The organism is Streptomyces sp. MGP-P1, from assembly GCF_057766565.1.
Genome location: NZ_JBYMEM010000005.1, coordinates 795,704 through 809,530, shown reverse-complemented (window position 1 = coordinate 809,530; position 13,827 = coordinate 795,704). Strand labels below are relative to the sequence as shown.

Sequence of the window (13,827 nt, the reverse complement as noted above, 5' to 3'; positions counted from 1 at the left end):
GTGGGTCGTCAGTGGGATCGGGGTGGATACGTGGTCAGCGCTCCACCGGGCGGACCGCGACCGACGTGGTCGACAGTGCCTCTTCCACCCAGATCTCGGTCCCGCGCGCGACGGGCGTGGCCGACTTGGCCGCGTACTTCACGGGCTGACCGCCCAGTCGCAGCAGCACCTCGCCGTAACCCTCGGCCGGGATGGCCGTCACGACGGACCCCGAGGTGCCGATCAGGTCGGAGCCGCGCGGGGTGGCGTCCGTCTGGTCGCGCATCAGGGCCTGGCTGAGTTTCCAGGTGAGCCAGGCCGCGACCAGGCCGGCGGTGACGCCGATGACCGTGGCGACGAGCGTTCCGGCGCTCGTCGAGCCGAGCACGATCGCCCCGCCGAAGCCGAGCATCGAGATGAAGCCGGCGATCACCGGAAGCGACAGCAGCCCGTCGAAGAGGCCGTCGAGCACACCGTCGAAGAGCCCTTCGAGGATCCCGCCGAAGATCAGGGAGAGCGCGAGCAACACGATCCCCGCAATGCCGAGACCGAGAAAGATGGTCACGCGATCACTCCCCTGTCGCTCCCGCTGCCGACTTCCCCCGAACGTTCTTCCCCCGAACGTTTTCCGTCGATCTGGCTGGATGGTCCCATACAGCACCTACTTCGGTCACTGCCGGATTCCGGCAGTCTTTACGCGTCTTTGATGCCGGACAGGCGGTCCGTGAGCGTGGTGAGCGACTGGAACGTCGCACCGAGCAGGGCCACGTGCTTCCAGCGCAGGACCCCGTCCGGGCCGATGAGGAAGACCGCCCGCCGCACCCCGATGCCCGGCGCGGAGACCCCGTACGCCCTGGCGGTCTCCCGGCCCTCGTCGGCCAGCAGCGGCATGCGCAGCCCGAAGGAGCGGGCGAACGACTCATGGCTGTCCACACCCTGTGGACTGATTCCCCAGACGTCGGCGTCGAGGCCCTCGAAGGCCTCCATGCCCGAGGAGTACGAGCACAACTGCTTCGTGCAGACGCTGGTGTTGTCCCCGGGGTAGAACGCCAGCACCACGGACCGGCCGCGGGCGGTCGACAGCCGGTAGTCGGCGCGCTCGAAGGCGTCGCCCGAGAGGGCTCCGCCCGGGAGGGTGAAGTCCGGTGCGGCGCTGCCGAGTTGAGGGCCTGATGCCATGGGAGGCTCCTTCGCTTTCGTATACGGGGATGGCGCCGAGGGCGCTGATGGTTCCGCGATCGTGACCGTACAGTGGAGGGCACCGGCCCCCGGTCGGGCCGGCGGCCCGGCGGCCCGTCGACGGCGATTCCTCGATCCGGCGATCCGTACGCCCATCCGGAGCGGCCCCGGCGTCGAATACGGGGCGAGGGGGGCAGCACGCCCCGCAGCCGCACCTGGAGGTACGCGTGGCCCAACGACCGCCATCGGCAGCGGTTCTCGTTCTGCACGGGGGGCGCGAGAGCGGTACGGGCCCCCCGCCGTCGGGGCTGCTGAATCTGCCCGGTACCCGGATGCGCCCCTTCGCCCGTGCCATCGCCCGGGCCGCCCGCGCGGCCGGCGACGACATCCTCGTGACGCGGGTGCGGTACGTCCACCGGGGCTGGAACGGCAGCCGCGCGGACCCCTTCCACGACGCCGTGGCCGCCCTCGACGCGCTGCGGGAGGAGGCGGGCGAGGAGCTGCCGGTGGTACTCCTGGGGCATTCCATGGGGGCGCGCGCCGCCCTCCGCGCCGCCGGGCATCCCCTGGTGCGGGGCGTCGTCGGGCTCGCCCCCTGGTGTCCGCCGGGGGACCCGGTCACCCAGCTCGCGGGCCGTGACGTCGTCCTCGTCCACAGCAACCGGGACCGGATGACCAGCCCCCAGGCCAGCCAGTCCCTCACCGCGCGGGCCCGTCGCGCCGGAGCCCGTAGCTGCATGGTCACCGTGCGGGGCGGCGACCACGCCATGATCCGCCGGGCCGCCGCCTGGCACCGGCTCACCACCGCGCTGGTCACCGGACTGCTCGGTTCCGGCAGTCTGCCGGGCCCGGTGGCCCAGGCCCTCGCCCTGCCGCCCGCCGCCGAGGCCACCGAGGGCACCCTCGATCTGGACGCCGATCTCGGCCCCGGCTCCGGCCCGCATCCGGACCGGGCGGACGCCCCACGCTGACGGCCGCGCTGCGGATGCGGTGCGGGAGCGGGCGACCGACGATGGAGGACCGGGAGCCGGAAGCCGGAGCTGGGAGCAAGGACCCGGGAGCTGAGAGCCGACGACGGCGGGAGGCATGCTCTTGCAGGCCGACACGTGCGACGACGGGATGCCGTCGTCCTTCGACCCGGGGACCGTCGCGGCCCTTTTCGACGGGAACCCGGCCGCCGTCGCGGTCCTCGACCACGATCTCCGCTACACCTACGTCAACCCGGCCCTCGAACGGCTCAACGGCCTCCCCGCAGGCTCCCACCTCGGGCGGGTGTTCTCCCGGGTGCTGCCCGGGCTGCGCGATCAGGCCGCCGCCCTGCGCGCGGTCCTGGCCGACGGAAAGGCCCGTGAGGAGACGCTTCACGGGCAGACCTGGGCGGCGGACGGGGCGGACCAGCGGTTCTGGCGGGCCACGTACAGCCGACTGGACGTGGACGGGAAGGCGTGCGGTCTGATGGCGATCGTCGTCGAGATCACCGACCTCGCCCGCCAGCGCGAGGAGCTGGTGGAGGCCCGGGGCCACATCGTCCTCCTCAGCACCGCCGCCGTCCGGATCGGCACGACGCTCGACATGGACACCACCTGCCGGGAGCTGGCCGCCTTCGTGGTGCCCGACTTCGCCGACGTCGCGGCGGTCGACGTCTTCCCGGCAGAGGTGGGCCACTCCGTACGCCGCCCGGAACCCGGCGTCGTACGACTCCGGCGGGCCGCGGTGCGGGGCGACGGCGAACTCGACGAGCAGGCGCAGCGGTTCGGTCACCCCGGGGAGTACGTCGACTTCGCGGCGGACTCCGCGGTGGCCCGCTGCCTGGCGGAGAACGAGCCGGTCCTCGACGACTGGGAGGACTACAGCAGCGGGCGCAGCGCCGTCACCGCGGACCGGATCAGCGCTTCCCGGGCGCTCGGGCTGCGCGAGGCGCTCGCCGTCCCGCTCACCGCCCGCGGGCGCCTGCTCGGCGCGCTCACCCTCGTCCGGGCCGACGGCTCACCGGCCTTCAGCGACCAGGACGTGGCCGTCGCCCGCGAACTCGCCGTCCGGGCGGGCGTCGGCCTCGACCACGCCCGACGCTACGACCACGAGCACAGCATCGCCCGCGAGCTCCAGCGTTCCCTGCTCTCCGAGCCCTGGGGGCCCCACCCGCACGTCGAGATCGCCACCCGCTACCTCCCCGCCGACGAGGGCGTCCTGGTCGGCGGGGACTGGTTCGACGTCGTGCCGCTCAAGGACGGCCGACACCTCAAGGCGATGGGCGACGTGATGGGCCACGGGGTGGAGGCGGCGGTCGCCATGAGCCAGTACCGCTCCCTGCTGCGGCTGCTGGCCGGGGAAGACCTGCACCCCCACCAGATCCTGGAGCAGCTCGACGGCATGGTCGAGCGGTCGGGCCTGGACCGGGCGGCGACCTGTCTGCTCGCCGTCGTCGACCGGTTCGGCGGGGTGTGCGAGGTGGCCAGCGCGGGCCATCTGCCCCCGGTCTTCATCGACCCGGATCCCGCCGGGGCCCGGGTCGTGCCGGTGCCGGTGGGGCCGCCGCTCGGCACCGGGTTCGGCGGGTACCGGACCACGTTCGTGCCCTGCGGCCCCGGGACCGTGCTGTTCATGTACACCGACGGCCTGGTGGAGCGCCGGGGCGAGGACATCGACGTGTCCGTGGGGCGGCTGGCCTCGCTGACCCTCCCGCGCGGCGGGAATCTGGAGGACCTGCTGGACCAGGTGCTGGACCGGTTCGGCGAGGACGCGGAGGACGACATCGCCGTGCTGGCCTCCCGGATCCGCGAGGGCCGGCCGGTGGTGCGGCCGACCCCTCCGGAGTGACGCGTCGCCGAGCGACGGAGGACCGGCCCGCTGCCCGGGGCCGCGGTGTGTACCGGGTCAGCCCAGTTCGAGGCTCGTGATGCCGTACAGGCCGGTCCGGTCGATGACCGGTTCCGGACCGCTGTACATCCGCGCCGTGTCGAACGACGGGGTCAGGCCCAGCTCCCCCGCCAGCCGCACCGCCGCCGGATTTACGTCGGGCACGTCGATCGCGACCGGGGTGCCCGGGGCGGTGGCCGCGAGCGCGCCGACCAGGGCCGCCGCGACCGCGGGGGACGCGGCGTACAGGGGGCCGATCCGGGACGCGGCGCGGCAGGCCCGCAGCACCGCGAGGCCCTGGAGCTCGCCGTCCCGGAGCGCTGCCAGGGCCGTGCGGCCGGGGGCGGTGATCCAGGAGGCCAGGAAGGTGTCGCGCGGGGCCGGGAAGTACCGGCGGTCGTAGGCGGCGAGCAGGTCGAACGGCACGCTCCTGGCGTCGACCAGTTCGGTGCCCGGCGGCGGCGCGACATCCCCGGGGGGCGGGGGCGTGCCCTCGTACCGTGCGTTGCTCCAGCAGGTACGGAAGCCGGAGCGGCGGTAGTTGTCCTGTTGCGCGGGCACCCCGTCCAGCCCGACGGTGCGCCCGGCGAGCCGGGCCGTGCCGGCCTGCCAGGTCCGCAGCCCGTAACCCTGGCCGCGCAGCTGGGGGCGGGTCAGGTAGAAGCCCAGGAAGCCGTGGTCGCTGCCGTAGCGGACGACGGAGACGGAGGTGACCGGTTCGCCGTCCAGCCGGCCGAAGAGGAAGCCGCCGGGGTCGGTCGCGAAGAACACCCCACCGTCGTTCAGGCCCGGGTTCCAGCTCTCCTCGTGGGCCCACTCGCCCAGCGTCACGATGTCCTCGGCGCGGGCCGCGGTGATCTCGAAAGGTTTCGGCACGGCACAGTCGTACCCCGGTGGGTGGCTGTTCAGCGGCCTGCGACAGGGCGGTTTCCGGCCTTTCGGGAGGCCTTTCGCGAGGAGTTGGCGTCGGGTCGGCGCTCGGGCCGGCTCGGCCCGGACGCCGGGACGGTGCTCAGGCCGCTTCCGGGTTCTCCCGGCGCCGGCCGCGCAGTTGACGCAGTACGAGGGCGGCCGAGGTGATCAGCGGCAGCAGCCCCGCCACCGCGTCGGCGGTGTTCAGCCTGTCGTGCGAGCCCTTGGCCCGGCGGACCTGCTTGGACGCCCTGATGACCGCGAGCGCGCTGCTGCCCAGGCTCAGCACGAGCCCGGCCTTGCTGCCGCGCAGGCCCTTGGCGGGCGCGGACCGGTTCTTCGCCATCGGAGGTACCTCCAGCCTGCGGGCCGTCCCGTTCGCGGGCAGCCCTCCCCGTACACGTAACCGGGTGTCCGCCGCCCCCGCAAACGGGACGGCCCGCGCGGACGCCGCGCTCTGCCCCGGTGACGCCGGTCAGGGCGCCGTCGGTCCCAGACGCATCGAACTCAGACGCATCGGACCCAGACGAATCGAATCCAGACGCATCGGACTCAGACGAACGCGTACGCCACCGTCGTCGCCGCGCCCAGGCCCGCGCCCGCCACGGTCTGGGCGACGGTGTGATAGCCGAGGGCGACCCGGGACCAGCAGACCGCCGCCGTCACCGTGTACGCGGCGATCCACCAGGGGGAGTGCACGACGGCGAGGAGGGAGACGGCCGCCGAGGCCACCGCCGAGTCGACCGAGATCTTCCACACCGTGTTGACGGCCAGCAGGCCGATCGTCATCACCCACAGCGCGAGCATCGCGACGAGGATGCCGGTGGGCGCGTTGCCCAGCACCATCACCACCGAGCCGGCGCCGATCGAGCCCAGGATCACGAAGAAGATCGGCGCCCGCTTGGTGCGGTCCACCACATGACGGTCGCCCCAGGTGCCGCGCCCGCGCTCCCACTCGATGTACCCCGCCGGTATGAGCCCGGCGCAGAGCGCCCCGAGGAAGCCCCAGAGCAGTCCTGTCCAGTCGCCCGCCGCCGCCAGGCCGATGCCGAGCATGCCCGCCAGCAGGACGTTGCGCGGCTGGAGGGCGTCGGTGACGGTGCGCGCCGCGGAGGCCGTGCGGGCGGAGGCGGTGGGGATCCCCTCGCCGGTCGTGGTGCCGGTCATGCGCTCGTCTCCGTCGTGCGGGTGGTGGTGTCGGCCGTCGCGATCGCGAGGACGGTGCGGGCGCGCTCCTCGTCGACCGTCCGGTACGCGGCGGCGACCCGGACCAGCCGGGCCACCTCGCCGTCCTGGTCCGCCGCGTGCTGGGCGGCGACCGTCGCGGCCGCCCCGGGGGGCGCGCCGGAGTCCTTCGCGAGCAGGGCGGCCCGGATCCAGTAGGCGTCCGTGAGGGACTCGGCCCGGCGCGGGTCGTCCGTGTCGCGGGCGGCTGCCCTTTCGGCGGCGGCGAGCAGCCCGTCGGGCACGTAGTGGCGCAGCTTCTCGGCGGCGTCCGCGATGTCGGCGGCCCAGCGGTCCACCCGCAGGTCGGCCGGGACGTTGAACCGGGTCAGCTCGCGGGCCAGCGGCGCGGGCGGGTCGAACGGCTGGTCCGGGAACGCGGCCATCAGCTCGTACCAGAGGGCGTGCAGCCGGACCTGGGCCCGCCAGAGCCGGGCCCGGCGGGCGCCGGCCGCGAAGGCGGGGACGGACGCGCCGAGGGCGAAGAAGGCGAACAGCACCAGCTGCGCGGCCTCGGTGACCTGGTCGAACCGCAGGGCGAACGCCTCGCTCGGCTCGTCCACCACGCTGATCCACAGGAAGAGGGTGCGGCTGACGGTGTAGCCGACGCCGATGAACATCGCGAACGTCATCATCCCGAGCCCGATGCGCAGATGGCGGCTCCGGGTGTCGAGGGTGGCCAGCGCCCACTGGAAGGCGCACACGGCGGACGCGGCCCCGAGGTAGAGGTAGAAGACGCTCATGTAGAGCGTGGCGCCCCACTCCCCGGCGTGGTCGGAGACGAAGCGGTCCGAGGGCTCGGAGCGGTCGACGACGGTGAAGAAGAGGACGGTCAGCAGGATCAGCGTGGCGACGGAGGCCTTGGCCGCCAGCTTCTGGACGAGCCGCGCGAACCGTACGTGGCGGGGGACCGCGCCCTCTTCGGGGTAGCTGCCGTAGATGGCCACGATGTAGCTGAGGATGGCCAGAATTGCCACGGTGGCGGTGTAGTGCTTGATGAGGACGGCGAGGTCGGTGACGGCGCTGTTGTTGAGGCCGATGCGCACCGCCTCGGTCTTCGTCCACAGGGCGATGGCGAATCCGGCGTAGCAGCCCCACAGCGCCCGGCGTCTGCGGTCCTCCTCGTCGCCCCACAGGGCGGCGGGCATACGCCACAGGGCAACGGCCGTCATCAGGCCGGCTATCAGGTAGCCGGCGAGATCGAGGGGGGTCACGGCGGTGTTCGTCCTCGGGGTCGGGAGCGCGGGGCGGGGGGCCCGCGGGTGGGCAGGTGGCACGTGTCAGGCGTCGCCGGACCGTCTTCCGGGGAAGAGGCCGCGCCGTCGGTGGGCCACCGGGCGGGACAGGGAGTTGTCCAGCCGCCCCACCATGTCATCGGTGGTGAGATCCCGCGCCATCCGAGGGATCAGGGAGGCACCGAATTCGGCCATGCGTTCGTCGTGTGTCGCGTACTGCGCGCGGGCCTGGACGGTGCCGCCGCCGGAGGCGAAGGACGCGGCGGCGGCCGGGGAGATCATCCGGGCGATCAGCGAGGTGTCGAAGACCGGGAGGAGCGTCCGGAGCTGTTCCGCGTCGAGCGTCGTCCCGTGGTCGAACCACTCGTGGCACAGCTCGTGCAGGATCACGTGCTGGGTCTGGTAGGCGGTCGGCCGACGGCGGTAGAGGACGAGGCTGGTGCCGCCCGCCTTCAGGCGCAGTCCGCAGGCTGCGTTGACGCGGGCGAGGCGGTCCGGCATCTCGTGCAGCCGGATCGTGCGCCCGCTCGCCGCCTCCATGTTGGCGACGAGCTGGTCCAGCGTGAAGGGAACCGGGATGGGCAGGTCGGCGAGCCCGGCCTCGCACTCTTTCCGCAGTTTCCGCAGGGACATGACCAAGACGCTACGCTGCCGGACCCGCCGGGCGGTGGTTCGCGGCGGAATCGTTGCCGCCGCTTTCCCCCTCCGGCCCGTCCTTCTCCCGGGCCGCGTCCTCCAGCAGGGACAGGGCGAACCGCAGCAGTTCCGGCGGGAGCCCGTCGTCGTCCAGGCCCCGGCCGGCCAGCCCGCTGATCTCCCCGGTGCGCCGCTTGGCCAGGAACTGGAGTCCGGCGACGACGTCGTCGACGACCTCGGACTCCTCCTTGAAGAAGCGCCAGTCCACGCCGAACCCCAGGCCGAGGGCCTTGAGGATGTCCTCGGAGGGCTGGGTGACCTTGCCGGCCAGGATGTTGGAGAAGTAGCTGTGCGACAGCGAGCCGCCGCGGTCGCGGACCAGTTCGGCGAAGACCCGGCCCGAGATCTTCTGGCCGGGGAAGGTCTTCTCGACCATGTACTCGACCTTTTCCCGCAGCGAGCCGAGGCGGGGAAGCTCGTCAGGACCGGGGGGTTCGACGGGTTCCGGACCGCGTTCGTCGCCGTCGTCCATGGCCATCCGGGCCTCCACGATCACCTCGGAGTCGGAACTGAGCTTGCGCAAACACTCTACGTCACTGTTAACTCGAAAAAACACGGGCAGGGGACCACGAGGGGAGTCCCTTGCCCGTGAATGATCCTGTGCCCCACGGTGCCCTGAGCGGGCTCCGGACAGGGGTGTAGCCCTTCACGACGGGGGATGCGTGAAGGGCTACGCGTGCATTATGGCCCCACGGTCCTCCCGGCGACAACTGACCGGTCGGTCAGCGATCCATGGGGGTGTGTCCGCCGTGTCCTTCTCGATGGCCCAAATCTGTTCCGGCCGCGATAGACATGACCTTGCCCGGCGATTAGGGTTTCTTGTGCAGTCACGTGAAACAGGTGTACGCAGCAGAGGCGCACCCCGCAGGCGGGCGCCGCCCGGCTCCTCCGGTCGCGCGTGACGGAAGAGGTGCAGATGCCCCCGGAGACCCCCTCGCACGCCACCGACCGGCTCGACGACGACGATTACCCCGCCTACACGATGGGGCGAGCCGCGGAGATGATCGGTGCGACGCCGGGGTTCCTCCGGGCCATCGGCGAGGCGCGGCTGATCACCCCGCTGCGGTCCGAGGGCGGCCACCGCCGTTACTCCCGCTACCAGTTGCGCATCGCCGCCCGCGCCCGCGACCTGGTCGACGCCGGCGCGCCCGTCGAGGCCGCCTGCCGCATCGTCATCCTGGAGGACCAGCTGGAGGAGGCGCTGCGCCTCAACGAGGAGCTGCGCGGCCGGTCCGCCCGCTCCGGCGGTCCCGCCGAGCCCTGACGGGCGCCGCGCCGCAGGTCACGCGGGGTGTCGCGCGACCCCGGCGAGATATCTGCATTCGTCAGCACAGAATTTCGCGCAATGCGCGATGAGGCTTTTCTCTGGCCGGTCTGTTCCGACACGGCCGGTGATATTAGGCACCCGCCTCTCCCGGCCCCCTCGTGCTAGTGTTGATCTCAGTTGCAGTTGTGGTTCCCAAAAACTTCAAGTGTTCTTGCCGGTCGGATGTCGGCGGGCGCACTTTTGTATTTCCGGTGTTCTTCCGGACGGGGTAATCATCGCGGCGACGTGGGGTCCGCACAGTGTGGGCCCGCGGGCTCTGCCCCTAAAGGAGATATGACATGGCTACTGGCACCGTGAAGTGGTTCAACGCGGAAAAGGGCTTCGGCTTCATCGAGCAGGACGGCGGCGGCGCCGACGTCTTCGCTCACTACAGCAACATCGCCGCCTCCGGCTTCCGTGAGCTGCAGGAGGGCCAGAAGGTGAACTTCGACGTCACGCAGGGCCAGAAGGGCCCGCAGGCCGAGAACATCACCCCCGCCTGATCACTCAGGTAGTACTGCGCAGCTGGGGCCCGCACCTTGGGGTGCGGGCCCCGGCTCGTTGTCGTTTCCGGGGCCCGCTCTGCGCGCCCCCCGACGAAGCCGCGTCCGGTGCACTGTTTCCCGGCGGCCGGGCTTCGTTTTCTTTTGTCATTTCATCGGCTCGTTCTTGCGATTCTGGGTGCCGTTCACGGTCGCTTCCCGAAAAAGAATCCCTCGATACGTGCCCCATCGAGGAAAGGTTCTAGATGAACCGCGAACGCACGCCCCGCTCGAACGACCGATTCTCCCGCACCCGCTCCGGCGGCGGCGCCCCCCGCTACTCCGGCGGCGGCGAGCGCCGTGCCGCGGGCTTCGGCGGCGGACCCAAGCGCTCCGGCGGCTCCGGCGGCTCCGGCCGGTCCGGTGGCTACGGCCGCCGCTCCGCCTCCGGCCTCAAGGGTGAGTTCGCCCTGCCGGTGACCGTCACCCCGGCCCTCCCCGCCGCCGAGACCTTCGGCGAGCTGGAGATGCCCGCACCCCTGAAGGCGGCGCTGGTCGCCGAGGGCATGACCGTGCCCTTCCCGATCCAGGCGGCCACCCTGCCGAACTCGCTGGCCGGCCGGGACGTCCTGGGCCGCGGCCGCACCGGCTCGGGCAAGACGCTCGCCTTCGGTCTCGCGCTGCTGGCCCGCACCGCCGGCCGCCGCGCCGACGCCAAGCGCCCGCTCGCCCTGGTCCTCGTCCCCACCCGGGAGCTGGCCCAGCAGGTCACCGACGCGCTCACCCCGTACGCCCGGTCGCTGAAGCTGCGCATCGCCACCGTGGTCGGCGGCATGTCCATCGGCCGCCAGGCCAGCGCGCTGCGCGGTGGCTCCGAGGTCGTCGTCGCGACGCCCGGCCGCCTCAAGGACCTGATCGAGCGCGGCGACTGCCGGCTGGACCGGGTCACCATCACCGTCCTCGACGAGGCCGACCAGATGGCCGACATGGGCTTCATGCCGCAGGTCACCGAGCTGCTCGACCAGGTGAACCCGGACGGGCAGCGGATGCTCTTCTCGGCCACCCTGGACCGCAACGTCGACCTGCTGGTGCGGACGTACCTCAAGGACCCGGTCGTGCACTCCGTCGACCCGGCCGCCGGCGCCGTCACGACGATGGAGCACCACGTCCTGTACGTCCAGGGCGCGGACAAGTACGCCACCACGACCGAGATCGCGGCCCGCGACGGCCGCGTGATCATGTTCCTGGACACCAAGCACGCGGTGGACAAGCTCACCGACCACCTGTTGCACAGCGGGGTCCGGGCGGCCGCACTGCACGGGGGCAAGTCCCAGCCGCAGCGCACCCGCACCCTGGAGCGCTTCAAGACCGGGCACGTCACGGTGCTGGTCGCCACCAACGTCGCGGCGCGCGGCATCCACGTCGACAACCTCGACCTGGTCGTCAACGTGGACCCGCCGAGCGACCACAAGGACTACCTGCACCGCGGCGGCCGTACCGCCCGTGCCGGGGAGTCCGGCAGCGTCGTCACGCTGGTGCTGCCGAACCAGCGCCGCGAGATGACCCGGCTGATGGCGGACGCCGGGATCACCCCGCAGATCGCCCAGGTCCGCTCCGGCGAGGCCGAGCTGAGCCGGATCACCGGTGCGCAGGCGCCCTCCGGCGTCCCGGTCGTCATCTCCGCCCCGGCCAAGGAGCGCGGCAGCAGCCGCGGCGGCGCCTTCATGGGCCGCGGCACCAAGCGCGGCGGCAGCGGTGCTCCGGCCCGGGGCCGTCGTCCCGGCGTGCCGACGCCCGAGGCCCGTGCGGCCGCAACGCAGCGCCGGAACAACCGCGCCGCGTGATCCGTGCGGCCGGCGGTCCGCCGCCGGCCGCCCCGTACGCCCGGCGATCCCCCCGCCGGCGTGCACCGGGCCCCTCGCCCGGGCTCCCTTACGTCCCCTCCGTGCACTCGACACGTCCCCCGTGCACTCGACCCCTGTTGAGGAACCATGCGCTGTGTCATCGCCCGCTTCCCCTTCGATCTTTTCAAGAACGAGGTGGAGGACTCGATGAAGGGCATCAAGCCCGAACCCGTCACCGGCGACGCGGTGGTCATCAGCCGCCGGGTCTACCCCGTCAAGCAGGTGGGTGAGGTCATCACCCGTCAGGACCGCCGGGACTTCAGCTCCGCCGAGGTGGTCCGGGCGCTGTCCAAGCTCGGCTTCACCTGCCGCACCGCCGAGTCGGCCGTGCCGGCCCCGGCCCCCGCCCGTACCCCGCTGGAGACGGCCTCCGCGCTCCTGGGGACTCCGGCCGAGGCGCGCAGCGAGGCTCCCGGAGCGGTGTCCGCACCCCGGGCCGACGGGGTCTGAGACCTGTTTCCCCGCCCCGCGACGCCGACTTCGGGTGTCGCGGGGCGTGCGATGATCGCCGCCATGATGAGGAAGCTGACGGTGTTAGGTGTGACCGTGGTGGCGTTCATGCTGCCCGCCTCCACCGCGTACGCCGACGAGACACACACCAACGCTCACAACGGTCCGCAGGTGGCCCTGATCTCGACGGGCCAGATCGACGATCCGCTGGAGGACGTGCTGGAGCACGTCGCGGTCCTCGGCGACAACGTCATCGTGGACTGAACCTCCCCCGGAACCTCCTCCGGAACCTCCCCGGGATCTTCCCCCGCTCCCGGCCGTTCGGCGTCTCAGGACGCGCGGGCGGCCGGTGGTCTCTGCCGGGCCCACTCCATGCGCGGCTCCAGGAGCGGACGCAGCAGCCACCGGACCGGGGGCGTGCAGAGCAGGGTCATGATGACCACCGCGCCCAGGGTGACGGCGACCGTGCCCAGCGTGGTGTCGAAGAACGGGTCGTCGTAGAAGCCGCCGTACCGCAGGCCCCGGACGACGAAGCCGTGGAGCAGGTACCCGTACAGCGTGCAGGTGCCGAGCGTGGTCATCCAGCCGCGGCCCTTGGGCACCCAGGCGAGGAAGCACGCGCCCAGCACGATCGCGGCCGCGAACAGCAGGAGCGTGGCGGTCGGGCCCGTCCACTCGGAGACGCTGAGCTCCTCGGTGCTGTTCTTCCGGAAGAACCACGAGGTCGACGTCCGGGGCACCAGCCAGTACGCCAGCAGCATCCCGGCCACGAAGACCGGCACCGAGACGACCCGCACCCAGGTGGAGCGGAGAGCCGTGAAGTGCTCCGGGCGCAGCCGCAGGCCTAGTACGTAGCACGGCAGGAACTGCAGGATGCGCTGGATCTGGAGGCTTCCGTCGGCGGCCGGTGACACCGTCGCCAGGGCGGCGATGGCGAGGGAGACCAGCACGGGGAAGCGCACGGTCTGCCAGAGCGGGGTGGACAGCCGCCAGAGGAAGAGGGCGGGCAGGAACCACAGCAGCCAGTAGGGCTCCAGCAGCGAGAGGGCGAACTCCGGGTCGCGGGTGGCCCGGTGGAAGAGCGTGTAGAGGATTTCGAGCAGGATGTAGGGCACCAGCAGGCCGGTGACCAGTTTCCACACCCGGTTGGGCCGCAGTTCGAAGCTCCGTGAGAAATAGCCCGCTATCAGGATGAACACCGGCATGTGGAACGTGTAGACGAAGGTGTACGCCGCTTCCACGAGGCGGCCGGGGGGCAGGGGCTCCCACGCGTGTCCGACCGCCACCAGGACGATCGCCAGGTACTTCGCGTTGTCGAAGAAGTGGTCGCGGCCGCCGTCGGGCGGTGGCGTTCCGGTCGCCGGGGCGCCGGCGGCGGCGGTGGGGCGCGGCTGCTCGGAGGTGAGGGGGGAGGACATCCTGACACCCTAGAACGCGGAGGCGTTCCCTCCGGCCCCTGTGGTGTGCGTCACTCCCGATCGGCAGTTCGGACGGCTCCGCGCTGCCCACGGCGACCAGGTGCAGCAGGATGGGGCCCAGGGGGCTGCCCGGGGGCTGCCCGGGGGCTGCTCGGGGGGCGGGACCTGGGGGTGGTCCTGGGATGG

At 72.2% G+C, this 13,827-nt stretch carries 16 protein-coding genes; 7 read left to right on the top strand and 9 right to left on the bottom strand.

All coding sequences use genetic code 11. The annotated features are described in order from the left end of the window. Window positions 1–34 precede the first annotated feature (34 nt). Window positions 35–544, bottom strand: coding sequence for a hypothetical protein (locus tag AC3CH1_RS13100; protein WP_488463061.1), 510 nt, complete (start codon window positions 542–544; stop codon window positions 35–37). Window positions 545–672: 128 nt separating this feature from the next. After that, window positions 673–1,158: a peroxiredoxin gene (locus AC3CH1_RS13095; RefSeq protein WP_488463060.1), complete on the bottom strand. Its 486-nt coding sequence runs from the start codon at window positions 1,156–1,158 to the stop codon at window positions 673–675. Between the two features lie 227 nt (window positions 1,159–1,385). Between AC3CH1_RS13095 and AC3CH1_RS13090 the strand changes: the two genes are divergently transcribed. Together AC3CH1_RS13090 and AC3CH1_RS13085 are read left to right on the top strand one after the other, a co-directional pair. Beyond that, the gene (locus AC3CH1_RS13090; RefSeq protein WP_488463059.1) at window positions 1,386–2,129 is read left to right on the top strand and encodes an alpha/beta fold hydrolase; all 744 of its coding nucleotides are present in this window, start codon (window positions 1,386–1,388) and stop codon (window positions 2,127–2,129) included. A 115-nt stretch (window positions 2,130–2,244) separates the two neighbouring features. Next, a complete protein-coding gene (locus tag AC3CH1_RS13085; protein ID WP_488463058.1) occupies window positions 2,245–3,975 on the top strand; it encodes a SpoIIE family protein phosphatase in 1,731 nt (576 codons plus the stop codon). A gap of 57 nt (window positions 3,976–4,032) precedes the next feature. Here the strand turns inward: AC3CH1_RS13085 and AC3CH1_RS13080 are convergent, their stop codons facing one another. The 6 genes from AC3CH1_RS13080 to AC3CH1_RS13055 form a co-directional block, all read right to left on the bottom strand. After that, window positions 4,033–4,890: a GNAT family N-acetyltransferase gene (locus AC3CH1_RS13080; RefSeq protein WP_488463057.1), complete on the bottom strand. Its 858-nt coding sequence runs from the start codon at window positions 4,888–4,890 to the stop codon at window positions 4,033–4,035. A 136-nt stretch (window positions 4,891–5,026) separates the two neighbouring features. Further along, on the bottom strand, window positions 5,027–5,272 hold the full coding sequence (locus AC3CH1_RS13075; RefSeq protein WP_397918521.1) for a hypothetical protein: 246 nt from the start codon (window positions 5,270–5,272) through the stop codon (window positions 5,027–5,029). 206 nt (window positions 5,273–5,478) lie between these two features. Next, a complete protein-coding gene (locus AC3CH1_RS13070; protein WP_488463056.1) occupies window positions 5,479–6,093 on the bottom strand; it encodes a hypothetical protein in 615 nt (204 codons plus the stop codon). Continuing rightward, window positions 6,090–7,364, bottom strand: a complete 1,275-nt coding sequence (locus AC3CH1_RS13065) for an MAB_1171c family putative transporter (protein ID WP_488463055.1) — start codon at window positions 7,362–7,364, stop codon at window positions 6,090–6,092. The genes AC3CH1_RS13070 and AC3CH1_RS13065 overlap by 4 nt, the downstream gene beginning before the upstream one ends. A 66-nt stretch (window positions 7,365–7,430) precedes the next feature. Further along, complete coding sequence (locus AC3CH1_RS13060) at window positions 7,431–8,018, bottom strand: toxin (RefSeq protein WP_488463054.1); 588 nt, start codon at window positions 8,016–8,018, stop codon at window positions 7,431–7,433. 10 nt (window positions 8,019–8,028) lie between these two features. Then, a complete protein-coding gene (locus tag AC3CH1_RS13055; RefSeq protein WP_265600441.1) occupies window positions 8,029–8,604 on the bottom strand; it encodes a hypothetical protein in 576 nt (191 codons plus the stop codon). A gap of 393 nt (window positions 8,605–8,997) precedes the next feature. On the opposite strand from AC3CH1_RS13055, the gene AC3CH1_RS13050 reads away from it, so the two are divergent. From AC3CH1_RS13050 to AC3CH1_RS13030, 5 genes are all read left to right on the top strand, one after another. Then, the gene (locus AC3CH1_RS13050) at window positions 8,998–9,345 is read left to right on the top strand and encodes a MerR family transcriptional regulator (protein WP_488463053.1); all 348 of its coding nucleotides are present in this window, start codon (window positions 8,998–9,000) and stop codon (window positions 9,343–9,345) included. A 341-nt stretch (window positions 9,346–9,686) separates the two neighbouring features. Continuing rightward, entirely contained in the window at window positions 9,687–9,890 is a 204-nt protein-coding gene (locus tag AC3CH1_RS13045; protein ID WP_015609674.1) for a cold-shock protein, read from the top strand. Between the two features lie 245 nt (window positions 9,891–10,135). Next, the gene (locus AC3CH1_RS13040; protein ID WP_488463052.1) at window positions 10,136–11,713 is read left to right on the top strand and encodes a DEAD/DEAH box helicase; all 1,578 of its coding nucleotides are present in this window, start codon (window positions 10,136–10,138) and stop codon (window positions 11,711–11,713) included. 147 nt (window positions 11,714–11,860) lie between these two features. Then, window positions 11,861–12,223: an SCO5918 family protein gene (locus AC3CH1_RS13035; protein WP_056702005.1), complete on the top strand. Its 363-nt coding sequence runs from the start codon at window positions 11,861–11,863 to the stop codon at window positions 12,221–12,223. Window positions 12,224–12,274: 51 nt separating this feature from the next. Beyond that, window positions 12,275–12,487 (top strand): hypothetical protein, encoded by a 213-nt coding sequence (locus tag AC3CH1_RS13030; RefSeq protein WP_488463051.1) that lies wholly within the window; start codon window positions 12,275–12,277, stop codon window positions 12,485–12,487. A 65-nt stretch (window positions 12,488–12,552) separates the two neighbouring features. Here the strand turns inward: AC3CH1_RS13030 and AC3CH1_RS13025 are convergent, their stop codons facing one another. Further along, a complete protein-coding gene (locus tag AC3CH1_RS13025) occupies window positions 12,553–13,641 on the bottom strand; it encodes an acyltransferase family protein (protein WP_488463050.1) in 1,089 nt (362 codons plus the stop codon). Between the last annotated feature and the right edge of the window lie 186 nt (window positions 13,642–13,827).

Coding starts and splice junctions, on each gene's coding strand:
- AC3CH1_RS13025 (WP_488463050.1), bottom strand. CDS start 13,641: ATGTCCTCCCCCCTCACCTCCGAGCAGCCGCGCCCCACCGCCGCCGCC.
- AC3CH1_RS13045 (WP_015609674.1), top strand. CDS start 9,687: ATGGCTACTGGCACCGTGAAGTGGTTCAACGCGGAAAAGGGCTTCGGC.
- AC3CH1_RS13060 (WP_488463054.1), bottom strand. CDS start 8,018: ATGTCCCTGCGGAAACTGCGGAAAGAGTGCGAGGCCGGGCTCGCCGAC.
- AC3CH1_RS13030 (WP_488463051.1), top strand. CDS start 12,275: ATGATCGCCGCCATGATGAGGAAGCTGACGGTGTTAGGTGTGACCGTG.
- AC3CH1_RS13040 (WP_488463052.1), top strand. CDS start 10,136: ATGAACCGCGAACGCACGCCCCGCTCGAACGACCGATTCTCCCGCACC.
- AC3CH1_RS13035 (WP_056702005.1), top strand. CDS start 11,861: ATGCGCTGTGTCATCGCCCGCTTCCCCTTCGATCTTTTCAAGAACGAG.
- AC3CH1_RS13070 (WP_488463056.1), bottom strand. CDS start 6,093: ATGACCGGCACCACGACCGGCGAGGGGATCCCCACCGCCTCCGCCCGC.
- AC3CH1_RS13085 (WP_488463058.1), top strand. CDS start 2,245: ATGCTCTTGCAGGCCGACACGTGCGACGACGGGATGCCGTCGTCCTTC.
- AC3CH1_RS13095 (WP_488463060.1), bottom strand. CDS start 1,158: ATGGCATCAGGCCCTCAACTCGGCAGCGCCGCACCGGACTTCACCCTC.
- AC3CH1_RS13050 (WP_488463053.1), top strand. CDS start 8,998: ATGCCCCCGGAGACCCCCTCGCACGCCACCGACCGGCTCGACGACGAC.
- AC3CH1_RS13075 (WP_397918521.1), bottom strand. CDS start 5,272: ATGGCGAAGAACCGGTCCGCGCCCGCCAAGGGCCTGCGCGGCAGCAAG.